The organism is Gillisia sp. JM1 (assembly GCF_000424645.1).
Taxonomy (GTDB): domain Bacteria; phylum Bacteroidota; class Bacteroidia; order Flavobacteriales; family Flavobacteriaceae; genus Gillisia.
In genome coordinates this window covers 354011-380654 of sequence record NZ_KE384219.1, presented here as the reverse complement: position 1 = coordinate 380654, position 26644 = coordinate 354011, and the positions used below count along the sequence as shown (strand labels likewise).

Here is a 26644-nt window from a genome sequence, read left to right as displayed (position 1 = left end):
TAATTCTCCGAGATTCTAGATTATTATTAACTCGTCTTAAGAAGACTGTCTTTTAACTTCATAATGGTTAGTTCGGCTTTTTTTAGAGAGCTTTCAAATTCTTCTGGATTGTTGTCCAATATTTGTTTTTTCAACAATTCCCGATAATAATCAATCCCATCAATAAGGTTGTTGCAAAAAGTCCCCCAGTTTTTAAGCATTCTTTTCTCTGGATTTTGCGTACGTGTAATTTGTTGTTCAAGAAAATCGATATACAATTCTATTTCCCTCACAAACATATGTGGCCTGCCTTTTTGATGCATAAGGTTGGAACGGCCATAAATATGGTCGCTCATTTCGCGTAAAGTGGATAGCTTTGAAAAATTGACAATATTGGGACCGGGACAAATAGTTACAGCTTGCTGTTTTTTTAGGAATGGTACTTCATAATTCAATGCTGCGGAATTGCTAAGTCCTACGCAGAGACATTCTTTACTAAGTACATCTTCTTTTTGCTGCTGGTACTCTATTTCAGATAAATCACTTTCTTCGAGCTGCTTGATCTTTAATTTTTGATATTTACGAGAAGCGGTACAGATTGGCTTTTTTGTGAATTCAGTATTGGAAACTAAAAATTTCTCGGTACAAGGACTTCCGGGTGCTCCTTTTTCAATGCGATTGAGTCTTTCGGTTTCTGCACTGGTTCCTTTTAAATAATTAAAACCTACTCCAAGAGGGGAAGACTGACTTCTTACCACATCTTTTTCTTTAGAATTCAGCAATAGCTGAAGCGTTTCTTTATCTACCGTCGTGGCTTCGGGACAAAGTAAAAAAGGTGTTCCCCATCCTGTACTATCCACTTTGTAATAATTATGTAGCAAATTATCTTCTTCTGAAGTTCCAATACCACCTTGTACGGTGATTTTTACAGCGTGGGGCTTGGAAAATCCTTGCTGCCCTTTTGCTATTATCGCTGGATTATATAAGCTGAACAAGCTTTCAAGAAGTTCTTCTTTTTTTTCTTTAAATTCATTTAAAATGGGACCCATAAGCAATCCTTGGGTGGCGAAAACATGACCGCCACAATTTAAACCAGATTCAATCCTGAATTCACTTACCCAGATCCCTTTTTTAGCTAAATATTTACCTTGGATGATTGCAGACCTGTAATCGCTTACCTTTATCACCACTTTTTTATGAAAGTGTCCAGAAGCATCGGCGTCTAATTCTCTGAAATTTTCCATATAATTATACAATCTGGGATTCATGCCCGCAGAGAAAATAATGGAAGAATTCTTTAGATCACTAATAGCATAAGCTCTTAAAGCAGAAAGTGCATCTGAAGCATTCGGGATAGGTATATCCTCTTTGTCGAGATTGTCCTTGTCCACTTTGGTCATTATATTTACTTCGATTGCGCCAGGCTCCATTTTTTCTTTAAGAAGGTTCCATAGGCACTCCTTTTCTAACGGATTTTTAGTCAACAAAAACTCCTGAAATGTTCTTTTAAGATCTCCGGTATCTGGGAGCATCTCAAAGTATTTCATAAGGTCTGAACCTAGTGTAAAAGATGAATTCTTAATTTTTTCAAATTTAGAATTTACCAGACTTTGCATTAGGTTAAGGTAACTGCTGATTCGTTTTACTCGATAATCTTTCTCTTTTGCGCTTATAGGAATATAAGTTTCGCCATTTTTCTGGGAGTAATGCTTCCGCATGGCTTCCACTAAATTATCTTCTATGATAGAAATAGCAGAGTTTATACCATAACAAGCAACTTTTATGGGAGAATCTATAGAATAGGCCAGACCCATAACGGGTATGTGGAAATTATGAGGTGTTGATATTTGCATTAGGATTAATTTTTAATTGGTAAAGATGTTCAATCCTCTGTATGTATTATATGACACAGGTCATATGTTGATTGATTTCTGTTGAAGCCTTCCTGAAATTTAGATGTTACTTTTTACCAGAAAAATATAGGATAAATTGAAGGCTATACATTTGCTTTTTCGAAGACCACTTTGCATAGTTGCAATCCCCAAAAAAAGGACTGAATCAAGAATACATATAAGAAAAAATGCCATAAAATTTAAAAATCTTGACGTTTGACCATCCTGCAAATAATACCGATTGGAATTGCCACCCAGAGCGCTAACATGCCGGCTGAAATTATTAAACCTAGACTTGTACCAATGTATTTCTGAAAAAAGGCTGCTGTATATCCCAAAAGTGCCAAAATATCCAATTTCAATGGATAACCCGATTCTCTTTAGAATTTTACCGACTATTTGCGATAGCCGTTATTAGCTCCCGTATTCCTAAACCAATAAATAATTTTAGATCAAAAGATGGCATGTCTAAGTTTATAATGCATCTTATGATTTTTAACTATCTAACTAATTTATTGGTTCAAGTAGTTTTGTAATTCAGCAATTTTGTGTGGTTTTTCAAATACTCCACTATAATAAGAGGTTACGGTAGCAGAAGTATCATCTTTAACTCCACGAGACGAAACACATAAATGCTTTGCGTCAATGATAACGGCAATATCCTCTGTATTTAATATAGCCTTTAGCTCCATTGCTATTTGATTTGTTAATCGCTCTTGTACTTGTGGACGTTTAGCATAGTATTGTACTATTCTATTGAGCTTAGAAAGGCCAATAACTTTTCCTGAAGACACATAAGCTATGTGAGCTTGACCAATTATTGGGACGAAGTGATGCTCACAATTAGAATAAAATGTAATATTCTTTTCAACCAGCATTTGGTTGTACTGATATTTATTTTCAAAAAGTGCAATCTTAGGCTTATTAGCAGGATTAAGTCCAGAGAATATTTCTTCAATATACATTTTAGCAACCCTATTTGGTGTTCCTTTTAGCGAATCGTCTGTAAGATCCAGTCCCATAACATCCATTATCTGTGCAAATAAATCAGAGATTTTTTCTTTTTTCTCTAGATCAGACATTTCAAATGCATCCGATTTCATGGGAGTTTCTAAGCCAGTATAAAAATGGTCATCTCCTATCTCGTCAAAGGAAAAATTACTAATTCTGTTACCATTGGTAGGTGCGAAATCTGCTGTTTTGAATTCCATCTATTTTGTTATATAAAAGTATATTATGTTCGGCTAAAATATTTTCGAAGTTTAAATAGCCACTTTTAAATCTCTTTATCTTAAATTCAAATTTACAATATTGTTTAATAAATAACCAAAAACAATAAACAAAATTAACATAATAATATAAGATTTATCTATGAGCTTATCGGCCATTCATAGACTGTTATAAATTATGCTATTTACAAATAAGGATATTCAACATAGTTTCTTGGCGTTTCATATAGCTTTATTTTCAACTCTAGACTTTCATCTAAATCTGGTTTAAGTATATTATATATAACCATTGCAATGTTTTCTGCAGTAGGATTTAAGCTTTCAAATTCCTTTGTATCTAAGTTTAGGTTTTTGTGATCGAACCTGTCCAGTATTTTTTCCTTAATAAGGCGGGAAAGAATTTTGGTGTCAATTACATAACCAGTCTCAGGATCACAGAGTCCTATGATTTTTACCTCTAAGTCATAATTGTGTCCATGATAATTAGGATTATTACATTTCCCGAAAACGTCTTGATTTCTTTCATCGCTCCAATTCGTATTATGTAATCTGTGAGCTGCGTTGAAATGTTCACAACGTATAATGGCTGTTTTGTTCATATTTATAATAAGTATTAACTATCTAAAATTTTACTTTGATGCAAACATACCTATATATTTGTTTACTTTTGCTAGTAAATAGTTAAACAAAATTTAAACTATTAAATTAGCCAATAGGAAGACTTTTCTGTTTTTTTAGTAAATAATAAACTTATGAATAAACAAGACTATAAAATACATATCATTGGCGCTGGAGTAAGCGGACTTATTGCTGCTAGAGTTTTAGAAGATAATGGTTTTAGTCCGGTTATTATTGAAGCAACAGATCGTGTTGGTGGGAGGGTGAAAACCGATATTATAGATGGCTATCAATTGGATCACGGATTTCAAGTATTGCTCACGGCATATCCAGCTGCAAAGAAATATTTGAATTTTGAAGCCTTAGAATTACAGAAATTTCTTCCTGGAGCAACTATTTTTAATAATGGAAATACAAAAACAATTGGAGACCCTTTAAGAGACCTATCTTTACTCATCCCAACATTGACCTCAGGCATAGGAACTATTTCAGATAAAGTAAAAGTATTGAAGCTTAATCAACTTCTAAAGAAAACATCCCTGCCTGAGATTTTTGCAAAATCGGAAAAGACAACGCTTCAATATTTATTAGATTTTGGTTTTTCTGAAGAAATGATCTCTAAATTCTTTAAGCCTTTTTTCAGTGGGATATTTCTAGAGACAAAACTTGAAACATCAAGTAGAATGTTCGAGTTTGTTTATAAAATGTTTGGAGAAGGGTATGCAAGTTTACCGAAAGCTGGAATTGAAGCGATTCCAAAGCAACTGTTACAAAACCTAAACAATACTACTTTCAAATTTAATACGAAAGTAGCATCAATAAAAGATGGGGAAATAACTCTTGATGATAACACAAAATTGGAAAGTCATTTCACTATAGTTGCTACAGAGGCAAGTAGCTTGATTTCCAATTTAAAAAATCAATCAACCAAATGGAATTCCTGCCATACCTTATATTTTGAAACTGAAGACAGAGTTATTATCAAACCAATAATCGGTCTTATTTCTAAAGAAGGAACACTAATAAATAATATTTTTTACCACACAAGTATTGGCACCACTAAAACAGCAAATAAAGAATTGCTTTCAGTAACTGTAGTAGATAATCAAAACCTATCCAATGAAATACTTATTGAAAGGGTTAAAGTAGAATTAAAAGAACATTGTGGTATTGATTCTTGTAAGTTTATAAAGCAGTATGATATACCAATGGCCTTACCAAAATTAAAGGATATACGATGTGAAATGTTAGCATCTGAGACGCGTTTAACGACGAGTATATTTTTAGCAGGGGACACACAATTAAATGGTTCGTTAAATGCCGCTATGATTTCTGGAGAAAGAGCTGCGCTTGGAGTCATAGAAACCTTATCAAGTACTATTTCTTCGGAAAGTATTACCTCTGAATATCGTTAAACTACTATCTCATATTTTTGGCGCAATCCTAAAGTAGAATATTCTAATGTTTTTTGATTTGTTGTCTTAAGAAAAAAAATGTAAGCTTTACAGGGTCTTTCAGAAAGTTCTTTACTGAAGATTTCAAAAACACCCAGCATTCGAAGCTGGATTTCAAATTATATAATATAAAGAAAAATCAATATGTACCGGTTTGAGAAAGCATCTGAATAAATAGCGTCTCAATAACCAGCAATAGAATATTACCAGAATAGGGTAGGAGCTTCAATAACTTTAACACCTTCTTAAATCCGTCATCAATTTCAAATAGATTCTAAGGTTTTGAATGGAAATTAAAAAGATAATTTTTTATCACACTAAGTGATTTCATACTATTTGATTTTTTTATATACCCTAAATTAATATCTAAAACGTCACTTTCTAATCGTCTACCATCTTTTTCGATAACCATCGTTGACTATAAAATTTTCACGGGCTTTTTGTTTTCATCTATAGCAACAAAGGTAAATTCTCCCGAAACTGCTTTTTCTCTAAAATCAGAATACATTTCCTCTACAAAAATGTCTACTCTAACTTTTAAGCTCGTATTTCCCACATGTGTCACATATCCAATTAATTCTACTATAGTTCCTGCAGGGATTGGTTTTTTAAAATCGATTTTATCACTACTTACAGTAACCATTTGTTGCCGCCCAAATCTAGTAGCGGTTATAAAAGCTGTCTCGTCCATTAGTTTCATTGCTGTTCCCCCAAATAAGGTATCGTAATGATTTGTTGTATTTGGAAATACTGCTTTAAAAATAGTTGTTGTGGATGTTTTAATTCGGTCTTCAATATTCATACTATTTGTTTTTCTATTGCTAAAAAGTGTGTTACATTTTCTACATACATGGGGATGATTTTAACCTCGCATTCGTATGAGGAATTGTCCTTTCTATAATTCGTTATAATTTCCGTAAATGGTTTCAAATTATTCAATTTATTTCTAATTTTATTCTTTATTGTTATCGAGGTATTGATGCCTTGTAAGAAATTAGGTGTCTTATTAAGTGCTAATTTTTTAGAATAGCCTGTCATTTGAGTAAAACCATCATTAACCCAAAGTATTTTTTGATCTATATTGGTGATAATTAATGCATCGAAATCTCTGTTTTTGAAAATAGTACCTATTTCATTTTTCCAATTTGCTTTTTCTGCAAATGCTTTTACCATATTAATATCATTTTCTATTTCCAGTTTTTCACATGTTTTAAAATAGTGCTGACTAAAAATATCTCAGCTCAACAATGGCAAAAAATTAGCCTTTGATAGTTTAATCTGATGCTTTATTTTGTCATATTCTTTGTTCGATAGAGGCGATAAATAAATATCTAAACATAGCGTTTTAGAAAGATTATTTTTTTGTTTTTTTGTTTTTTCAATATTATAGCCAACGTAAGGATAATGTTACCGGTAATTATATCATGTGCCCTTAAATAATAAAAACACTAATGAACAAACCTTTTCTTTTAAGCTATAATGCATAATTTTTAATATTTATTTTATTTATTGCAAAATATCATAAAACAATAAAAAGTATGGAGTTTCTACCTTTTCTCTTCCTGCGAAAAGCTTTTTAACCCGCCCTTTAAATTCAAAAGCTCTCGTTTAAAACTCTTGTTTTCTAGTATTCCAATGGCTAATTTGCTTCGTACTCCCGATTTGCAAAACACCAACAAGTTCTTATCATAAGGAATTTCATCGCATCTTTCGGACAATTCATTTAATGGAATATGAATACTTTTAATGTAGAATTCATCTCGCTCAGCTTGGGTTCTTACATCCAGCACATTATATAGTGATGATTGTTTCTTATATTCCTGAAAACTAATTTCTTTGGCATCTTTAGGAATACCGTCGCACACTTGGTAATCATCCTCCAATGATATTATACCATGCGAAGTATTCTTTTCAAAAGAATATATTGATTGTCTCATGGAAAGCGCATCAAAAATTAATAGTTTCCCTGACAATATATTTCCCAGGCCTAAAATTATTTTTAGAACTTCATTGGCTTGTAAAGTTCCAATAATACCGGGCAAAACACCTAAGACGCCGATTTCTGAGCAATTAGGAACTTCGTTTAGTTTTGGTGGTGATGGATATAAACATCTGTAGGTTGGCCCATTTTTAAAATTAAATACGGACACCTGCCCATCAAACCTATGAATGGATCCAAATACTATGGGCTTATTTAGCAATACAGCAGTATCATTGATCAAGTACCGAGTAGGAAAATTATCAGTTCCATCAACAATAATATCATAGGGTTCTAATAATTCAAGAGCATTGTCCTTTTTTAGTCTTGTTTGATAGGATTTAAATTGGATATACGGGTTTAACTCTTGCAATCGATTAACAGCCACTTCTGCTTTACTTTTGCCAATATCCTTATGAGTGTATAATATTTGTCGTTGAAGGTTTGATTGCGCCACCGTATCATCATCCACAATCCCAATTGTACCAACTCCCGCAGCCGTTAGATATTGTAATACAGGACAACTAAGTCCGCCGGCACCTATTACCAACACCTTAGCTTGCTTTAATTTTAGTTGTCCAGTTATTCCTACCTCATCAAGAAGTAAATGTCTGCTGTATTGTTCTTGTTCTGCTGCTGTTAATTCCATTTCAAACTGATTTTGAAAGCGTAGTATCCCAATCTTTCCAAACAACTTCATAACCTTGGGATAGTATCATTTTTTTAATTTCTTCAGTACTTCTTTCATCTGAAATTTCAAATTGCTTCAATGATTCTGGAGCAACGGTGTAACCGCCTGGGTTAGTTTTAGACTCTGCACTTATTGAGGTTATTCCGAGCTTGATAATATTATTTCTAAATTTTGCACTCTCACGTGTAGACATGGACAATTCTACATCTTCATCCAACAAACGGTATGCACATATTAATTGCACGAGATCGGCATCTGTCATTTCAACTTTAGGTTGCACATCACCCTCATGCGGCCGCAGCCTAGGAAACGAAATGGAGTATTTCGTCTTCCAATAGGTCTTCTGCAAATATTTTAAATGTAAAGCAGTATAAAAACTATCGACTCTCCAGTCTTCCAAACCAAATAAAGCGCCTATTCCAATTTTATGAACTCCAGCTTTTCCTAGCCGATCAGGAGTATCCATCCTATAGTCAAAATTAGATTTTTTTCCTTTTGGGTGATGTACTTTATAGGTTGCTTTATGATAGGTTTCTTGATATACCAAAACCGCATACAGGCCTTCTTCAATTAGAGTTTCATATTCTTCTTGATCTAAAGGTTGCACTTCGATACTAATGTTCGAGAAATGTTTTCGTATTGCATTGATGGCATTTTTTAAATAGGAAACACCAACCGTACTGTTGGCCTCGCCAGTAACTAGAAGAATATGGTCATAGCCCAAGCTTTTAATGTGGGCTACTTCTTCAAGAATTTCTTTATCGGAAAGCGTTTTCCTCTTTATTTTATTTGTCATACTGAAACCACAGTACGTACAAATATTTTGACATTCATTTGAAAGATACATAGGGAGATACATTTGGATGGTATTTCCAAAGCGTTTTTTAGTAAGCGCATTGCTTCGTTGCGCCATTTGCTCAATATAGGGCTTTGCAGCAGGAGAGATTAATACTTTGAAGTCTTCTAATGTGATCTTATCTTTTGATAATACGTGCTGAACATCACTAGAAGAAACATTATAAATTTCGTGTTCCACTGTATCCCAGTTGTATAAATCGAAAATATTCTTAAAATTACTCATTCAAAAAAGATGTTAAAGGACTGCTTGCTTCTGCATATTGTTTGACAGAAGCCAGTTTTGCTTCATATGCCATTCTACCTGCCTGTACAGCCAATTTAAAAGCTATACCCATTTGTATTGGATTTTGAGAGACTGCAATCGCCGTATTCACCAAAACCGCATCGGCACCTAATTCCATGGCATAAGCTGCATGAGATGGTGCTCCAATGCCAGCATCTACTATCACAGGTACATTACTTTGTGCTATAATAATTTCTAAAAAATCCTTGGTTTTAATCCCTTTGTTACTACCTATAGGGGCACCCAAAGGCATCACGCACTGTACACCAACATCTTCCAGACGCTTGCATAAAACAGGATCTGCATGGATATAAGGCATTACAACAAAACCTAATTTCACTAACTCTTCAGCTGCTTTTAAAGTTTCGATTGGATCTGGTAGTAAATATTTTGGATCTGGATGGATTTCCAATTTTATCCAATTTGTTTCTAAGGCTTCCCTGGCCAATTGCGCTGCAAAGACAGCTTCTTTAGCTGTTCTTACGCCAGATGTATTTGGCAACAGGTTAATGTGCTTTTTTTTGAGATGAAATAAAATATCATCAGACTCATTATCTAGTTCTACTCTTTTTAAGGCAACGGTAACTAATTCGCTTTCTGAGGCAAGGATGGCCTCTTGCATTTTCTGCGAACTACTGAATTTACCCGTCCCAGTAAACAATCTTGAACTGAAGGTTTTATCAGCTATTTTAAGTAAATCTGTCATACTATGTTTTTTGATTTGATTTCCACACTTGTTCCTGTAATTCAGAACTTGGTAATAGTTGCTTAAACTGATTGATTTGGTTGAAATCTCTAGTAAGTTCTCCCGATATAGCAATTCCATAAACCCCTGTTTTTAAAATTTCAGGAACATCATTTAGAGTAATTCCGCCAACGGCGATAATGGGAATTTCTGTGTTGAGTGCTTTTAAGAGGGTTTCATATCCGGTCAATCCCAAAATAGGACCTAAATTTTGTTTGGTACGGGTAAATCTAAAAGGTCCCAATCCTATATAATCCACTTTCTTGTTTATAAGAATTTTGCAATCTTGAATGCTATTTGCAGTACCTCCAATAATTTGCCAGCTATATAAGTGCTTTTTAGCTTCCAAAGGGCACGCATCTTTCCTTCCCAAATGCACTCCATCAGATTTTACCGCTTTAGCTATTTTATAGTGGTCATTTATTATCAAACGGGTTTGATAATTATGAGTAATTTCTCTGGCTTTTTCTGCTGTTTTTAGCAGCGTAGCATCGTCTAAATTTTTAAGACGTAGCTGAACTAATTCGGCTCCGGAAGTACAGGCTTGAATTATGTTGTCTAAATGTTCTTTTGGACTGTCACCTTGTGAGATATAATGTAGTTTAGGTATCATTGTATTTCCTTTTTTATGTGTTTTCCCAATAACGATGGATGGGAATTTAAAAATTGCTCTATATAATTTTTTGCATTTCTACAGGCGTCTTCAATTGCTAAGCCTAATAAAATGTTGCTGGCCAAAGCTGAAGAAAATACACAGCCGCTCCCATGTTTTGCTGAAACTTCATCTATTGTGGGAGGATAACTTACTTTCAATTGATCACTTTGGTACAATTCATCCCATCCTTTTTTATCTGCTCTGTGCCCTCCTTTTAAATAGATATTTGTGAAATTACTGATGTGTTTGAGGGTTTTTTCAGTACTCATTCTGGGATATAAATTTTGAATTTCGTCATAGTTTGGAGTAATAATATAACAGTGTTTCCAAATTTTATCCAATAAACTCTGTTCTTCATTTGAATGAAAATCAAAACCTGCACTTGCTTTAAATATTGGGTCTAAAATGATCTTTATTTTAGGGTTTGATGCATGTAGTTTTTCTAAAATCAGCAGCAAGGCTTGCCAAGATTCGACAATTCCGATTTTTACAACCTTGATTTCAAATTCTTCAAATAAGATTTCAATTTGTGCTAAAATAGTATCTGTAGATATCCAAGTGCAAGATTTAAATCTGATATCGTTTTGAACGGTGATAGCCGTACATACAGATAGCCCATTGAGGCCATGGGCTTCAAATGTTTTTATATCTGAAGTGATTCCCGCACCGCCACTAGGGTCATGTCCTGCAATTGTTAGTATGTATTTGTGCTTGCTCAAAATAGTTTTTTTATTTCATTAAAAGCATCCACAGGTTTATTGCTGTTCCAAATCCCTCCTAAAATACCCACACCTTTATAGCCTAAAGCTTTAAAAGATTCGATGTTTCCAGAAATGGCACCGCCCATCCCGATTATGGTTTTATCTATATGATTCACATTAAAACCACGACCTTCATATCCCTGTTTGGATATCGAAGTAAACACTGGACTTAGTAAATGATAATCAAACTCGAAATAGCAATTTTCTATATCTTCCGGTTCGTGAAAAGAAGAGCTAATTGTTTTCCCGTACATCTCCAAGCTTTTAAAATATTTCCCTGGATTGTCTATATTCTCTATTCTTTCTTGTTCTTGAAAATGAATGCCTTTTAAATTGAATTCATTTATTAATTCGTGAAAATTGTGTACTACAATCTTGCCATGATATTTTTTATCTATTCTATTTAAATACGACACATGCTCTTCGTAATTTTTAGATGGTTTTCTGAAATGATAGCATTCTAATCCTTCTTCAAATAATTGATGTAGAATTTCTATTTCGTTGGATATATCTTTCTCTGGAGCTATTAGAAGTATCATAATAGATTATTTGTTTAATTGTATATCCGTTTAAAGTCTAGTGACCAAATTATCCTATCTGAAATGGTCGCGTCACCCAGTCCCAAACCATCGGGGGTTTCAGAGTTTTACACCACATATTTGAGATGCTGAAACAAGTTCAGCATGACGGTAACAACCCGTAATTAATTAATAAAAAACTATTTACTGGAACAAAAGCGGACATACAGTTTGTTTATTTAAAATAATGCTGAAACAAGTTCAACATAAGGTTTGTATTGAGTTAGGGATTGCAGTGGCATCCTTTTGCTTTTTGGGCAAAAGATACAACGGAAAGCCCGACCACGCTTTTTTTAAAGCGAGGGAACTTCCAAATTAATTATAAATAAACCTCTGATCCTTTATTTTTAAATTCTTGAGATTTTTCATCCATTCCTTTTTGAATAACCTCATTTTCCACAATATCATTTTTAGCTGCAAAGTCTCGCACTTCATGGGAGATCTTCATGGAACAGAATTTTGGCCCACACATAGAACAAAAGTGGGCTAATTTTGCGCCATCTGCAGGTAGCGTTTCATCGTGATACTCCAGCGCGCGCTCTGGATCCAGACCTAGATTAAATTGATCTTCCCAGCGAAATTCAAAACGAGCCATGCTCAACGCGTTGTCCCTATGTTGGGCACCTGGATGACCCTTTGCTAAATCGGCAGCATGCGCAGCTATTTTATAAGTTATCACTCCTACACGCACATCTTCTTTATTAGGTAAGCCTAAATGTTCTTTAGGTGTAACGTAGCATAACATGGCACACCCAAACCAACCAATCATTGCAGCACCAATACCGGAAGTTATGTGGTCATAGCCTGGAGCAATATCAGTGGTCAATGGGCCTAAAGTATAGAATGGCGCTTCGTCACAAACTTCAATTTGCTTCTCCATATTTTCCTTGATCATATGCATTGGCACGTGACCCGGTCCTTCAATAAAGCACTGTACTTCATGTTTTCGAGCTATTTTTGATAACTCTCCCAAGGTTTCCAGCTCAGCAAACTGGGCTTCATCATTTGCATCGGCAATAGAACCTGGACGTAAACCATCTCCTAATGAGAAAGCAACATCATATTTCTTTAAAATTTCACAAATATCCTCGAAATGGGTGTATAAGAAACTTTCTTTATGATGTGCCAAACACCATTTCGCCATTATAGAACCTCCTCTGGAAACAATTCCAGTTACACGATTGGCGGTCATAGGCACATAACGCAACAACACTCCGGCATGGATTGTAAAATAATCAACTCCTTGTTCTGCTTGCTCAATCAACGTATCACGAAATATTTCCCAGGTTAAATCTTCGGCAACACCATTTACTTTTTCCAATGCCTGATAAATTGGAACCGTTCCTACCGGTACTGGAGAGTTACGTATAATCCACTCCCGGGTTTCATGGATATTTTGACCAGTGGATAAGTCCATAATATTGTCTGCTCCCCAACGACATGCCCAAACCGCTTTTTCAACTTCTTCTTCAATAGACGATGTAGTCGCGGAATTTCCAATATTAGCGTTTATTTTCACCAAGAAATTTCTGCCCAAAATCATGGGTTCGGCTTCGGGGTGATTGATATTAGATGGGATTACAGCACGACCTCTGGCAACTTCTTCACGAACAAATTCTGGAGTGATTTTAGCAGGAATGGAAGCTCCAAAGTGTTCTCCTTTGTGCTGCTTTCTGATTTCGGTCATTTCATCTATTCGTTGATTTTCACGAATGGCGATATATTCCATTTCTGGAGTAATAATTCCTTTTTTAGCATAATGTAACTGTGTTACATTATGTCCCTCTTTTGCGCGTAGTGGTTTTTTCAACAATGAGAAGCGCATATGGTCCAAGTCTTTGTTGTTTAAACGCTGCTTAGAATAGTCTGAAGAAAACTCATCTAATTCTTCCACATTGTCTCTGTCCAAAATCCATTGCTCACGGATTCTTTCTATACCCTTATGTATATTGATATCCTTATTAGGGTCTGTATAAGGGCCGGAGGTGTCATATACGGTTACGGGTTCATTGAAAGTCATTTTTCCTGTTAAAGAATCTTTCGTATCGCTTAAAGATATTTCACACATCCCAACTTTAATCGTTGGGTGAATTTTACCTGCTACATAGATTTTTTTAGAATTAGGAAATGACTGTCTTGTTATTGTTCCTTGTTTTGGTGCGGTGTCCTTATTTTTCATAATGGAATAAGATGGTTTGAACTGGTTAGTATTGGCTGGCTTAGTTATCCGCCTTGAGTAGCTTTAATTATTAAAACATTATCATTTTCCAATAATGTTTTAGACTCCCATGAATTTTTTAAAATAATGGTATTATTAACTGCTACGGCTATACCATCTTGAGGTGAGTTTATTTGATTAAGTAATTGGAGGATGTTGAAATCGTTGCTGATTTCTATAGATTTCTCATTAACCAGTAATTTGATCATAGTACAGTATATTTTAAAATATGCTGTAAATTTTAAAAGATTTGAGAAAGGGTAGTTTTGAAATAAATGTACATTTTAGGAGTATGTACAATTATAAAAAAGTGTGTAACACATATAGAAATGTGTTTGTTACTTTTCCCTTCGCTGGTACTAACCGGATCAGGTTCAAAGGGTTTTTCTCAGTTCTAAAAATTTAGAACACCCCTAAAGTTTACAAGACAAACTTATTAAAATAATAGTTCCTGACCCACTTTAGTGACTTTTTTTATTTTAGAACCAAACTTATATTAGGGAATATCCAACAGGGAAGGACTTAAGAGGACATTGATTCTTATAATCCTTAATTTGGAATTGTAGCAAATTTTCTCCCAAAACAAAACTATCTATTTTCACGTATAAATAACTGATAATCAATATTTAAAACATATAATAATAGTCTTCATGCTTAACTTAGAGGTTGCTAAATCTTATGAATGCTAATTAATATATTTATGGGCTTTTCACATTTTCTTCCACAGTGAACAAAATCATTAGATATTAAGGAAAAGGAGTGATACCAGGTGGGTAATTTGAAGTTGAAGAACACATGCCGAATCAATCCTTCGTGTAAATTATTCTCAAAAAGGTAAAATTTTCTTATACTACTTCTTATCACTGTTTATCATGTTTATAACCAAGATGACCAAGCCAACACAAACAACTCCAAAAACAATAATTAGCGCAGTTCCCATACCCCAATTAACGAGGGGAATAATAGTTTGTAGAATCATAATTTCAATTATTAAAGATTAATTATTTGTAATTGGTTGACATTCGTAATTAGCGCCAACGTTTTCAGTCATCTGTTTTGGTGATACATAAGGAATTCCAAGACCAAGTCCTCTTAAGATAAATAATATGGCTATAATACTTAAAAATACAGGTATCGATCTTCTTACATGTTGACGGACTTTTCCAGATAAAAAATTTCCAACCCAGATGGCAGTTGTCATTAATGGAATAGTACCCAAACCAAATAGCAACATATAAAGGCTTCCCTGCAATGCGCTGCCTCCAGCTATGGCACCAAATACAGCCATATAAACCAAACCACAAGGTAAAAACCCGTTTAAGAAGCCTACGGTAAAGAACGTATCCGGATTTTTCTTTTTAAGCTCTTTTCCCAGGCTATTTTTAACTTTACCAATCAACCCAAAAAGAGGTTTTGAGAAATTATATTTATTAAATATTTTGGTTGGAAGAAATATAACAAGCAACATTAGTACTCCTATAAAAATAGAAAGTTGCTGCTGCATCCCAAAAAGCGAAAGACTTTTTCCAACAAGTCCAAATGCTAAACCAATAATGCTATATGCGAAAAGCCTTCCGAAGTGATACAGAAAGATCTGAAAGAGTTTTCGTAAATTATTATCTCTATCTACAGGTAATAAAAAAGCAATAGGACCGCACATTCCCACGCAATGTAAACTTCCTAATAGACCAAATATGAAGGCTGATAATAGCATATTCTAATAATTGATCTCTTTTTTGAATAAATACTCTTCGTTCTTATAAGTCCAGTTGACCATAATATTCCAGCGGCCATCTATCATTTTCTCATTAGGAATTATTACTTCATTTGTTTTTAAACCAGTTAGCGGAATCTCAAAATCAAGTACTTTGTTAGAAGTACGATATAATCGAATTGCACCTTCAATTTCAGTTAAATCAATAGCTTTTGGTAATACCACACTCCAAGTACCATTTGTGTTTAAAACGGAAACATTATCCTTTAACGCCAGTGCATTTTCTTCGGCATCTATTTCCTCTTGATAATGCAACTCGGCCTTATAATAGTCCTCAACAACCAGATCCTGATTATAATCTTTGTTTGTTAGCATGGTCACCACAAAATACATAATGAAGCTTATAAATGCAGCCAAAACCAATACCATTCCTGTTCCCCAGTTCATTTTCATAATCTTTGTTTTTTATAAGTTGTTAAAAGCCCTCATTGAGGTTTCAATTCCCGGTTTCGATAGCTAACGGGATGCCTCGAGTTTTTAAAAGTATTTTCCTCCCAAAGCTCTCAGTTCCTCAAATTCTCCCGCAGAGTTTCACAAATTTTATCCTTTGGTTGATTATTTTAAGACCACCCATTCAATATTCGCATTTCAACTCTTTAATTTTTAGTATCTTTTTTTTCTGATAACTACTCACTACTCACTAATCCCTACTAACCACTAACTCCTCACTACTAACACCTCACATCTATCTATAACTTCTTGGCCCCAGAAAATTAGTTTTAGTGGTTTCAATTAAAATATCACCACTATACACTTCTATCTTTATTTTATCTTTCTCGTTCTTAAGGGCACTTTGGTCTATCTCGATAAATAAGGTGCCTTCTGCCATCCCGCGTGCAGGAACAATAAGATCGCTTTTAACTGTTTCGATAATTCCTTTATGAGAAACTAGCTCAAAATGTATTTTATCAAAAGATTTGGAAGTTTTGTTAAGCAATTTATAAGTGTACACATTGCTAATTATAGTTCCTTCTTTGTGTTCATATAATTGCCCTGGTAACCTAAAAATATTGGCTTCTATATCACTTCTTAAAAACAACATTCCCGTTAAGAGGGAAACGAGTATAAATAGGACTGCGGTGTAGCCTTTTAGCCTGGCAGTAAATTTGAATTTGGTCTTTTTCTCAATATTTTCTTCACTTGTAAAACGTATTAATCCTTTTGGCAAGTCTACTGCTTCCATGATGTCATTACAGGAATCAATACATGCCGTACAATTCACACATTCCAACTGAGTACCGTTTCTTATATCTATTCCGGTAGGACAAACATTTACGCACTGAAAGCAATCTATACAATCACCTTTCCCACTAGCTTCCCTATCTTCATTCTTCTTGAATTTTGCCCGACCTTTTTCTTTTTCTCCACGTTTATGGTCATAAGCCACAACGATAGATTTGTTATCTAATAAGACTCCTTGTAATCTACCATAGGGACAAGCAATTATACATACCTGCTCCCTAAACCAAGCAAAAACAAAATAAAAGACCCCGGTAAAGATCACCAAGGACAGCAGGGTGCTAAGATGTGCTTCCGGTCCATCCATTACATAAAGCATCAGTCGATCACTTCCTATTAAATAAGCTAGAAATACATTGGCGATCAAAAAAGAAATCACAAAGAAAATACTCCATTTTATTCCTTTTTTCCTGATCTTCTCTGCATTCCATTCTTGTTTTTCTAACCGGATTTGTTTCCCACGATCACCTTCTATCCAGTATTCTATCCTTCTAAAAACCATTTCCATAAAAATGGTCTGCGGACAGATCCATCCACAAAATATTCTTCCGAAGGCCACTGTAAATAATGCGATAAAAATTACGCCAATCAACATAATGATCACGAACAGGTAGAAATCCTGAGGCCAAAATGGAAAACCAAAAATATTAAACCGGCGTTCTAGCACATTGAACATTAGAAACTGGTTGCCGTTAATTTTAATAAAAGGTGCGGACACCAAAAAAGCCAGTAAAATATAGCTTACATATTTACGATATTCGTATAGGACTCCCGAAGGTTTCTTGGGGTACACCCAGGATCGCTTTCCTTCTTCGGTCAACGTGCCTATACTATCCCTAAATCTTTCGTTCTCCTGCTTTTCCAAAATATTATCCTTATTTTAAAACCCTAATTGAGGGTTTAATTATCCGTCCCAAAAGCTATCAGGATGCTTCAAAATCTTGAAATTATTTTCCTCCCGAACCTTCGGGACATAGCTCTTGATCCTGCCCGTAACTTTCGGGCGGGCTTGCCCCGAGGTTCTTGATTTCTAATTCTATTATTTCACGCTCCGTAGAGATACAAAAGTCAAAACAGTTCCCAATGGGCTCATTTTCACAGTCCGGGGTGGGATTTTTTATTCCCCATCATACCCTATCTTAATTTCTACAGAAGTAGAATCTTTCATCCCCACTTCTACTTGCTCTAATGGCGCATCCGGGTCCACATACAATTCTCCTTCAGGTTCTTTAGGATCTGCCGGTTTGGTACCATGAAGGCTCAAAACGTAACTGGCCACTTGAGCGATTTCATCTGGCTTCAAATTGGTCTTCCAGGCAACCATTCCTTTACCGGGGCGTCCGCCTTCAGTAATCGTATTGAACACATTTTTGACTCCACCGCCAAGTATCCAATATGAATCCACAAGGTTGGGACCAATACCTCCACCGGCATCAACTTTATGACAAGCCACACAATTAGCTGTAAAAATTGCATTCCCAGCTTTAATATCGGTTTCTCCTGTTAGGAGTTCCACCGTATTTGCAGTTAATAATCCTTTCGCATTTTTCTTGTACTCATCCACTGCTTCCTGCGCTTCAGCAACTTCTATTAAATATTCTTCACGTTGGGTGGTGCCATCAAAAACATGATATTTAAACATATATACAAATGCAAAAATTATGGTGGCATAAAACCCATAGAGCCACCAGGGGGGCAGATTATTGTCCAATTCCCTGATTCCATCATAGTCATGGTCAAGTATTATTTCGCCTTCATTTTCAACAGGCTTTTTATCCAATAAGTTTTTATAGGCTTTTCTCCACCATTCCAGTTTCGCTTCTTTTTTAGAATTTTCTGTTAGATCGAATTGTGCTCTAGCTTCTGGTGTTAAACTTTTATATAAGACACTATGTAGTGCACCTGCAGATATTTCTATAGCGATAGCAATAAGAAAGACCACCCCAATTATTAACCAAAGAAATGGATAGACTTCAAACGCGTATTTATCATTATTTTCGAGACTTATTTCTGCCAAAACAATGGCCAATGCAACAAGGCCCACTACTCGTAATATGGAATAAACTAGTTTCATTATTAATTATTTTGAAGTGGTTTAGAATTATCTAGCTCATCATCTTTTTCCAGTGGAAGATTACTTACTTTATTTATATAATCTTTTTTCGCGGTGATTACCCACCAGAATAGGACTACAAAAAAAATGAAGAAAATTAGTAGGGAAACAAGAGGATAGATCCCTACACCATCTATACTTTCCATATGGCCTTTTACAAATTTAAACATTGCCTTATTTTTTTAATTATTAGAAATTTCCTGTAAGTCTTTCGCTTTAATATCGGTACCTAAACGTTGAAGGTATGCGATGAGCGCAACGATCTCTCGATTACGCATTTCGGTAAATTCCAGATCATTTTCTGAAGCGTACTTTTTATCGGCTTCATAAGTAGAAGCAAAATCTGGATCGGAATATAGATTCTCTTCTATTTTAGTCCCCTGCTCTAACATCCATTTTTCGGCATTGGCAACTTCTTCATCAGAGTAAGGCACGCCTAGCGTTTGCATAGCTCTCATTTTAGTTTGGGTGTCGCTCTTATCTAACTCATCTTTAATAATCCATTGGTATGATGGCATAATTGAACCTGCTGAAGTGCTTTGCGGATCGTACATGTGATTTAAGTGCCAGTTATCGGAATATTTTTGACCAATCCTATGCAAATCTGGGCCGGTACGTTTACTTCCCCATAGAAAAGGAAAGTCATAACGGTATTCTCCAGCTTTGGAATATTCACCGTAGCGCTCTACCTCACTTCTAAAAGGTCTCACCATTTGTGAATGACAACCCACACAACCTTCGCGGATATAAATATCGCGGCCCTCCAGTTCTAATGGTGTATACGGTTTTACGCTGGAAATTATTGGCACGTAGTCATCTACCAATAAAGAAGGAATAATTTGAGCTGCCCCTCCAATAAGGATAGCGATAGTGGCGAAAATGGTCAATTTAACAGGTCTTCTTTCTAACCAGCTATGGTAAGCTTCACCTTTAACACGCTTAATGGTTACACGGGTAAGAGCTGCGGCTTCAGCTAGTTCATCTTCTACTGCGCTACCTTGTCTTGCGGTTTTGATGATATTATACAACATTACGATCGCTCCCACGATGTAAAGACTACCTCCAATGGCACGCATCCAGTACATCGGTATAATTTCTGTAACTGTTTCCAAAAAGTTTCCGTAAGTTAAGGTTCCATCAGGATTAAATTGTTTCCACATAGAAGCTTGAAGGAAGCCGGCGACGTACATTGGTAATGCATACATAATTATACCCAGCGTTCCTATCCAAAAATGGACATTGGCTAATTTTACAGACCATAATTTAGTTTTGAATAATCTTGGTACCATCCAGTATAGCATACCAAAAGTCAAAAATCCATTCCAGGCTAAGGCGCCAACGTGAACGTGTGCAATAATCCAATCGCTATAGTGCGCAATGGCGTTTACATTTTTAAGTGAAAGCAAAGGGCCTTCAAAAGTGGCCATCCCATAACCAGTAATTGCAACCACCATAAATTTTAAAACCGGATCTACTCTAACTTTATCCCAAGCTCCACGCAAGGTTAGCAATCCATTGATCATCCCTCCCCAAGATGGAAAAAGTAGCATTATTGAAAAGGCAACTCCAAGGTTTTGTGCCCAATCTGGTAAAGAAGTATATAATAAGTGATGAGGACCAGCCCATATATAGATGAAGATGAGCGACCAAAAATGGATAATGGAAAGCCTATAAGAATAAACGGGACGATTTGCCGCTTTTGGCACAAAATAATACATTAACCCAAGAAACGGAGTAGTAAGAAAAAATGCCACCGCGTTATGCCCGTACCACCATTGTACAAGCGCATCTTGAACTCCTGAATACACAGAATAACTTTTGAAAGCACTTACAGGGATTTCAATATTATTAATTATATGAAGCACGGCAACGGTAACAAAAGTTGCGAGGTAAAACCAAATTGCTACATACAAGTGTCGTTGTCGCCTTTTGATCATGGTTCCTATAAGGTTTGCTCCAAAAGCAACCCATACCAATGTTATAGCAATATCTATAGGCCATTCTAGCTCTGCATATTCTTTAGATGAGGTAAAACCCATTGGGAGTGTAATAGCAGCAGCAACAATAATTGCCTGCCACCCCCAGAAGTTAAAATTACTAAGAGCATCGCTCCACATCCTTGCTTTTAACAATCGCTGACTGGAATAATAAACCCCTGCAAAAATGGCATTTCCTACAAAGGCAAATATCACTGCATTGGTATGTAAGGGTCTTAAACGACCAAAACTCAACCATGGAATTCCATCGGTAATGTTTGGAAATAAGAACATAAGGGCTAATAATAGACCTATGCTCATACCTATTAAACCCCAAAACATAGTGGCGATAATAAACTTCTTTACGACCTTATTATCGTAATAAAACTGCTGTAATTCCATAGTTAGTTGGATTTCTCTTTAGAAACAGATTGATTTTTATCTGGGTTAGGTTTAACTAGTTCGTCTTCAAAAAGCATACGAACTGAAGGAGTATAGACATCGTCATACTGCCCTTTTTTGACTGAAACAATAAATGCAACGAAGAAAATTAGAGCTACAACTACGCTTACTCCTAGCAACATGTAAATAATATTCATAGTTTTTTAATCTGCTGTAAAAGTATTTGGCTAGTCTACTTCAAAAAATGACCAAAATCATGTTTTGAGTTATATATGCAAAAAAATTTAATGCTGTTAAACCTCTAGATACAGTCCTATCACAGCTATTTCTTGTCTCATTTGTTGCAATTTTCTTAGCTTATAATTTATTCCATTTTTATAGTGAGCGATCGTTTTATTAATGATCTTTTCTAAGTAGGTAACTGCTGCTGCAAGTTGATTTGTAAGAGTTTTAAAATGATTCCCGGCTTCATTCTCTAATTCAATCCTTATGGTGTAGATCTCACTCTTGAGTCTATTAACAAATACTTCCAATATTTCAATTACAGCCAGAGACTTGGTTTTAGGATCGTTTGTTTCTAAATCTCTATATAAGAAATTCACTATTTCGATTGCCGTATAGTCCTTTTCCAGGAATAGGTTGTAAGTATAATTATGATGCTTCATATTTTTAATGTTTTAGATCCCTTGATATTTTTCTACTGAATAGGTGTGTGGCAACACTAGTAAAGACTACGATACTTATACTGCTCAACGGCATTAAAATAGCTGCTACCACTGGTCTTAAATGTCCTGTCACGGCAAAGGAGAGACCAATTAGATTGTACAGAAGTGAAAGCAAAAATGCCCATTTGATGATCTTGATCCCATTTTGAGACAGATCTATATAATCCTCCAAGTTTTTAAATACCGAAGCATCCAAAATTCCATCACAAGCAGGGGAGAAGACATTTATATCTTCAGAAACAACAATTCCAACATCACTTTGTGCTAAGGCTCCGGCATCATTCAGTCCGTCGCCAACCATCATTACAGTTTTGCCGTTTTGCTGAAGTTTTTTTATAAATTCAAGTTTATGTCCTGGTTGCTGATTGAAAAACATTTTAGTATCCCTTGGCAGCATGAGCTCTAAATTTTCACGCTCACCATCATTATCTCCAGAAAGGATGATGAGGTCTTTTTTAGTTTTTAGATCTTCGAATAATTTTGAAAGCCCTTCACGATAGGCATTGCTGAATGTAAAACAGCCTTTATAAATATTGTTACTGCTAATATGGACAGAAGTTTTCTCAGGTTTCTTCAGCTCGACTGAAGGATTGGAAATTGATTTGATCTTTACAAAATCGGCAGATCCAATTTTAAAACTGGTATCCTTATAGGTCGTTTCAATACCTTTTCCAGTGTGTTCCAGAAATTCATCGGGTGTAACAATATTGTTCTTTTTTAGAAGCTGATATAAGGAACGACTCAGTGGATGATTGGAAGCCCTTAGACTACCACCTAGTATTTCCTCTTCAGATCTGGTTAGTTCTATACCTTCATAAGAAATGCTATTTCGTTTGTTGGTAGTTATGGTTCCGGTTTTATCGAACACGATTGTGTCAATTTTCGCCATTTGCTCGATTACCGATGCTTCTTTCAAGTAAAATTTTTCCCTGCCATAAATGCGAAGAAGATTTCCCAGGGTAAATGGGGCTGCTAATGCAATAGCGCAAGGACAGGCAATAATTAGCACTGCTGTAAAAACATTCAGGGCTTTTGAAGGATCATAAATAAGCCAGAATATGCCCGAAAGTATTGCGATGCTTAAAACCGCAATGGTAAAACGTTTGCTTATTTGATTAGTAAGGCTTTGAAAGCTACTTTGCTTATTTTTACTAAAGATCTCATTACTCCAAAGTTGGGTAAGATAACTTTGCTTCACTGCTTTTAAGGCTTCAATTTCTATTATACCGCCTTGTTGACGTCCTCCGGCGAAAAGTTTATCTCCACTTTTTTTGACTACAGGCTCGGCCTCGCCTGTCACAAAACTATAATCTATAGAAGCCTTTCCTTTTATAAGAACAGCATCCATAGGGAGCAATTCTTCGTTTCTAATTAAGATACGGTCTCCTTTTTTTATTTTATAAACTTGGACCTGTTCTTCTATTGAATTAATTAAGCGAGTGACCGCAATTGGAAAATAGGATTTGTAATCTCTGTCAAAAGAAAGGAAGGCATAAGTTTTCTGCTGAAAATATCTTCCGAGAAGTAAAAAGAAAACCAATCCACTTAGGCTATCGAAAAAACCGGTACCCAAATTCAGAATAATTTCCGCAGAACTTCTTAAAAACAATACAGCGATCCCTAATGCAATAGGAACATCTATATTCAGTATTCTAGCCCGCAATCCTTTATATGCTGAAACAAAATAATCTGAACCCGAATAGAAGACTACAGGTATAGAAAAGCCAAACATCAGCCAGCGGAACAAAACTTTAAATTGATCCAGCCAAAATTCCTCTACCTCAAAATATTCAGGAAAAGACAGAAACATAATATTACCAAAGGCAAAACCCGCAACTCCTAATTTGTATATAAGGCTTCGGTCTATTACATTAGCTTTTTTATTGTAATTCTCCAGCGAAATAGAAGGTTCGTACCCAATTCTATTTAATAATATCACCAATTCCTTTAATGATATGGTATCTGAATTATAGCTTACCCGAATGGATCTTTTTGGGAAATCTACCTGAGAGCTCTTGATGGCATTATTTAATTTATTCAGATTTTCCAAGATCCAAATACAGGAACTGCAATGAATGCTAGGGATCACAAAGGAGATAACCTGAGTATCGAGATCGTTAAACTCTAATAATTTTTCTACGATATCTGCGTTGTCCAGATAATCATATTTCCCTTCTTGATTTCTAGGACTTGTGCCAGGAGATCTCTCCAAGTCGTAATAATAACTGAGATCATTTGAATTGAGAATATCAAAGACAGTTTTACAGCCTGAACAACAAAACGACTTTTCATCATAATGTATAATATCATCTATACAGTTTTCTCCACAATGATAACAAGTCACCATATTCTCTATAAGTTAGAAATGCGAATTTTATGGATTTGCAGACTTTAAAAAATGACGGCTGTCATATTATATTGAATAATGCTGGTAAAGGAGATCTTGTGAAATATCGTGTAATGTGACATTCATCATTATTTAGCAATTACTACTACCCCAACTTTGTATAGACTTAAAAACAGAATCTATATGAAAGCTTACAGCACATTAATAATGTTATCAGCAGTACTTCTTTTTAGCTTTGGAGTAAATGCTCAATCTTATAATCTAAATAATAAAACTTCCAGTCTTTTGATAGATGGTACTTCCAACATTCATGACTGGACAATTGAAGCGGAAAACACCGGCGGTTTGCTAAGCGTAGGTTTTGATGAAGGAGAACTCGAAGAGATCGAGAAACTTGAATTTACCGCGGTAGCTGAAAGTTTAGTGAGTGGGAAAAATGGAATGGATAAGAACACTTATAAAGCTCTAAACACAGATAAATATAAGAATATCACTTTCACTTTAAATAAAGTGAATGCTATCGAAAAACTTTCTGGTAACGAATATAAAGTAAAAACAACGGGAAGTCTTATGATAGCAGGGGTGAAGAAGGACGTCAGCCTCAATTTTAATCTCAATTGTGATTCGGATCAACTTGTTCTAACAGGTCAATATAAACTCAACATGACCGATTTTAAAATCGACCCTCCAACAGCTATGTTCGGAACCATTAAAACCGGAGAAGAAGTACTAATAAAATTTGAAACACATTTTAATAAATAAACCAAACCTCAAAATTAAATAAAGATGAAAAACATTATTCAATACTTCAGTTTAGCGCTTATGGTCTTATTGGCTATGCCAACAATGGCCCAGAGCCAAAGAGATTTTGATAACTTCAGAAATCCAGATCAAAGAGGGATTAGCCAATTTGAAGCACCAAAAGACAGTGTAACTAATTTTGACGGTCTTTATGTGAGAGTTGGTGGTGCATTTGCGCTTCAGTTTCAAGACATAGATCACGAAAATTCCGGGAATCTAGATACTCCTGTGCTACAGGAAATAGGCGGAAACTTTAACCTGGCAACTGCAAATTTAGATTTTGATGTTATGCTTTACGATGGCGTGCAACTTCATCTTAGAACTTACTTATCTTCTCAACACCACGAAGAAACCTGGGTAAAGGGTGGTTATCTACAAATAGATAAACTGGACTTTATAAGTGAAGGTTTTGCTGAAGGTCTTATGAAAAACATGAGAATCAAAATTGGTCATATGGAAAGTAACTATGGTGATGCTCACTTTAGAAGAACAGATAATGCCATGGCTTTATATAATCCGTTTGTTGGAAATTATCTAATGGACAGTTTTACAACTGAAGTTGGTGCAGAAGTTTATTATTTCAATAATGGTATTTTAGCCATGGTAGGTGCTACCAATGGTAAATTAAACCAATCTGTTACAAATCCAAAGTCTACCAGCCCATCTTTGCTTGCAAAAGTTGGTTATGATAATTTAATTAGTGAGGATTTTAGATTTAGATTAACAGGATCTGTTTATCATACTGCTCAAACAGGTAGCGCTTACTTATACAGTGGTGATCGTGCCGGATCACGTTACTACAATGTGTTTACAGATGTAGATGGTGGTGGAGATGGCTTTAGAGCCGGAAGAGTTAATCCAGGACTAAGAAACGAACTGACTTCTATTATGATTAATCCATTCTTGAAGTATGGTGGACTTGAATTCTTCGGGATTTATGAAAGAGCCTCAGGGAAATCTGTCAACGAAACCGACGAAAGAGTTTGGAACCAATATGCAGGAGAACTTATCTATAGATTTGGTGCAAAAGAACAATTATATGTTGGAGGTCGCTATAATGTTGTAGATGGAGAATTGGCTAGCGGACAAGATGTGAGCGTAGACCGTTTTAATCTTGGAGCAGGTTGGTTTATGACCAAGAATATCCTGACTAAATTGGAGTACGTTAACCAAAATTATAACGACTATCCTGTAGCAGATATTCATAGCAATGGACAATTTAACGGAATTGTTTTTGAAGCTGTAATTAGCTTCTAATATTTACATGATAATTTTCGGGTAGAGTTACTTAATACATAGTTTTTAAGTAGTTCTGCCCGAAATTTTTT

25 protein-coding genes and 1 riboswitch are annotated in these 26644 nt (G+C 35.3%); of the genes, 3 read left to right on the top strand and 22 right to left on the bottom strand.

The window, feature by feature from the left end; all coding sequences use genetic code 11:
• Positions 1 to 26: 26 nt before the first annotated feature.
• The 3 genes from H033_RS0116070 to H033_RS0116060 form a co-directional block, all read right to left on the bottom strand.
• A complete protein-coding gene (locus H033_RS0116070) occupies positions 27 to 1832 on the bottom strand; it encodes a hypothetical protein (protein WP_026839227.1) in 1806 nt (601 codons plus the stop codon).
• 551 nt (positions 1833 to 2383) lie between these two features.
• Positions 2384 to 3082, bottom strand: coding sequence for a GTP cyclohydrolase I FolE (gene folE, locus H033_RS0116065; protein ID WP_026839226.1), 699 nt, complete (start codon positions 3080 to 3082; stop codon positions 2384 to 2386).
• Between the two features lie 203 nt (positions 3083 to 3285).
• Positions 3286 to 3699 carry a 6-pyruvoyl trahydropterin synthase family protein gene (locus H033_RS0116060; protein ID WP_034886430.1) on the bottom strand — a complete coding sequence of 138 codons (414 nt, stop codon included), beginning with the start codon at positions 3697 to 3699 and terminating at the stop codon, positions 3286 to 3288.
• 153 nt (positions 3700 to 3852) lie between these two features.
• On the opposite strand from H033_RS0116060, the gene H033_RS0116055 reads away from it, so the two are divergent.
• The gene (locus tag H033_RS0116055; RefSeq protein WP_026839224.1) at positions 3853 to 5133 is read left to right on the top strand and encodes an FAD-dependent oxidoreductase; all 1281 of its coding nucleotides are present in this window, start codon (positions 3853 to 3855) and stop codon (positions 5131 to 5133) included.
• A 457-nt stretch (positions 5134 to 5590) separates the two neighbouring features.
• Here H033_RS0116055 and H033_RS0116045 read toward each other — a convergent pair whose 3' ends face one another.
• The 19 genes from H033_RS0116045 to H033_RS0115945 form a co-directional block, all read right to left on the bottom strand.
• Positions 5591 to 5974: an acyl-CoA thioesterase gene (locus tag H033_RS0116045; protein ID WP_026839223.1), complete on the bottom strand. Its 384-nt coding sequence runs from the start codon at positions 5972 to 5974 to the stop codon at positions 5591 to 5593.
• A complete protein-coding gene (locus H033_RS22170) occupies positions 5971 to 6345 on the bottom strand; it encodes a PAS domain-containing protein (RefSeq protein ID WP_231367643.1) in 375 nt (124 codons plus the stop codon). The genes H033_RS0116045 and H033_RS22170 overlap by 4 nt, the downstream gene beginning before the upstream one ends.
• Positions 6346 to 6719: 374 nt before the next feature.
• Complete coding sequence (gene moeB / locus H033_RS0116035) at positions 6720 to 7799, bottom strand: molybdopterin-synthase adenylyltransferase MoeB (protein WP_026839222.1); 1080 nt, start codon at positions 7797 to 7799, stop codon at positions 6720 to 6722.
• 1 nt (position 7800) lies between these two features.
• Positions 7801 to 8922, bottom strand: a complete 1122-nt coding sequence (gene thiH / locus H033_RS0116030; RefSeq protein WP_026839221.1) for a 2-iminoacetate synthase ThiH — start codon at positions 8920 to 8922, stop codon at positions 7801 to 7803.
• Positions 8915 to 9688 carry a thiazole synthase gene (locus H033_RS0116025; RefSeq protein WP_026839220.1) on the bottom strand — a complete coding sequence of 258 codons (774 nt, stop codon included), beginning with the start codon at positions 9686 to 9688 and terminating at the stop codon, positions 8915 to 8917. Before H033_RS0116025 ends, thiH begins: the two co-directional genes overlap by 8 nt.
• Position 9689: 1 nt before the next feature.
• Complete coding sequence (locus tag H033_RS0116020) at positions 9690 to 10340, bottom strand: thiamine phosphate synthase (protein ID WP_026839219.1); 651 nt, start codon at positions 10338 to 10340, stop codon at positions 9690 to 9692.
• Positions 10337 to 11101 (bottom strand): hydroxymethylpyrimidine/phosphomethylpyrimidine kinase, encoded by a 765-nt coding sequence (locus tag H033_RS0116015; protein ID WP_026839218.1) that lies wholly within the window; start codon positions 11099 to 11101, stop codon positions 10337 to 10339. Before H033_RS0116015 ends, H033_RS0116020 begins: the two co-directional genes overlap by 4 nt.
• Positions 11098 to 11682: a thiamine phosphate synthase gene (locus H033_RS0116010; RefSeq protein ID WP_026839217.1), complete on the bottom strand. Its 585-nt coding sequence runs from the start codon at positions 11680 to 11682 to the stop codon at positions 11098 to 11100. The genes H033_RS0116015 and H033_RS0116010 overlap by 4 nt, the downstream gene beginning before the upstream one ends.
• 358 nt (positions 11683 to 12040) lie before the next feature.
• The gene (thiC, locus tag H033_RS0116000) at positions 12041 to 13900 is read right to left on the bottom strand and encodes a phosphomethylpyrimidine synthase ThiC (protein WP_026839216.1); all 1860 of its coding nucleotides are present in this window, start codon (positions 13898 to 13900) and stop codon (positions 12041 to 12043) included.
• Between the two features lie 44 nt (positions 13901 to 13944).
• Positions 13945 to 14148 carry a sulfur carrier protein ThiS gene (gene thiS / locus H033_RS0115995; RefSeq protein WP_051228000.1) on the bottom strand — a complete coding sequence of 68 codons (204 nt, stop codon included), beginning with the start codon at positions 14146 to 14148 and terminating at the stop codon, positions 13945 to 13947.
• Positions 14149 to 14267: 119 nt separating this feature from the next.
• A riboswitch (TPP riboswitch) is annotated at positions 14268 to 14364 on the bottom strand.
• A 572-nt stretch (positions 14365 to 14936) separates the two neighbouring features.
• The gene (locus H033_RS0115985; RefSeq protein WP_026839214.1) at positions 14937 to 15653 is read right to left on the bottom strand and encodes a sulfite exporter TauE/SafE family protein; all 717 of its coding nucleotides are present in this window, start codon (positions 15651 to 15653) and stop codon (positions 14937 to 14939) included.
• A 3-nt stretch (positions 15654 to 15656) separates the two neighbouring features.
• Positions 15657 to 16106, bottom strand: coding sequence for a FixH family protein (locus H033_RS0115980; RefSeq protein ID WP_026839213.1), 450 nt, complete (start codon positions 16104 to 16106; stop codon positions 15657 to 15659).
• A gap of 292 nt (positions 16107 to 16398) precedes the next feature.
• Positions 16399 to 17817, bottom strand: coding sequence for a cytochrome c oxidase accessory protein CcoG (gene ccoG / locus H033_RS0115975; RefSeq protein ID WP_026839212.1), 1419 nt, complete (start codon positions 17815 to 17817; stop codon positions 16399 to 16401).
• 252 nt (positions 17818 to 18069) lie between these two features.
• Positions 18070 to 19026: a cbb3-type cytochrome c oxidase N-terminal domain-containing protein gene (locus H033_RS0115970; RefSeq protein WP_026839211.1), complete on the bottom strand. Its 957-nt coding sequence runs from the start codon at positions 19024 to 19026 to the stop codon at positions 18070 to 18072.
• Between the two features lie 2 nt (positions 19027 to 19028).
• Positions 19029 to 19235 (bottom strand): cytochrome c oxidase subunit IV, encoded by a 207-nt coding sequence (locus H033_RS0115965; RefSeq protein ID WP_026839210.1) that lies wholly within the window; start codon positions 19233 to 19235, stop codon positions 19029 to 19031.
• A gap of 12 nt (positions 19236 to 19247) precedes the next feature.
• Positions 19248 to 21443, bottom strand: coding sequence for a cytochrome-c oxidase, cbb3-type subunit I (gene ccoN / locus H033_RS0115960; protein ID WP_026839209.1), 2196 nt, complete (start codon positions 21441 to 21443; stop codon positions 19248 to 19250).
• Positions 21444 to 21445: 2 nt separating this feature from the next.
• Positions 21446 to 21640 carry a cbb3-type cytochrome oxidase assembly protein CcoS gene (gene ccoS, locus H033_RS0115955; RefSeq protein ID WP_026839208.1) on the bottom strand — a complete coding sequence of 65 codons (195 nt, stop codon included), beginning with the start codon at positions 21638 to 21640 and terminating at the stop codon, positions 21446 to 21448.
• A gap of 96 nt (positions 21641 to 21736) precedes the next feature.
• A complete protein-coding gene (locus H033_RS0115950; RefSeq protein WP_026839207.1) occupies positions 21737 to 22108 on the bottom strand; it encodes a hypothetical protein in 372 nt (123 codons plus the stop codon).
• A 4-nt stretch (positions 22109 to 22112) separates the two neighbouring features.
• Positions 22113 to 24515: a heavy metal translocating P-type ATPase gene (locus tag H033_RS0115945; RefSeq protein WP_026839206.1), complete on the bottom strand. Its 2403-nt coding sequence runs from the start codon at positions 24513 to 24515 to the stop codon at positions 22113 to 22115.
• 183 nt (positions 24516 to 24698) lie between these two features.
• Here H033_RS0115945 and H033_RS0115940 point away from each other — a divergent pair, with 183 nt between their 5' ends.
• Entirely contained in the window at positions 24699 to 25277 is a 579-nt protein-coding gene (locus H033_RS0115940) for a YceI family protein (protein WP_026839205.1), read from the top strand.
• Between the two features lie 24 nt (positions 25278 to 25301).
• The gene (locus tag H033_RS0115935; RefSeq protein WP_026839204.1) at positions 25302 to 26573 is read left to right on the top strand and encodes a hypothetical protein; all 1272 of its coding nucleotides are present in this window, start codon (positions 25302 to 25304) and stop codon (positions 26571 to 26573) included.
• Positions 26574 to 26644: the final 71 nt, after the last annotated feature.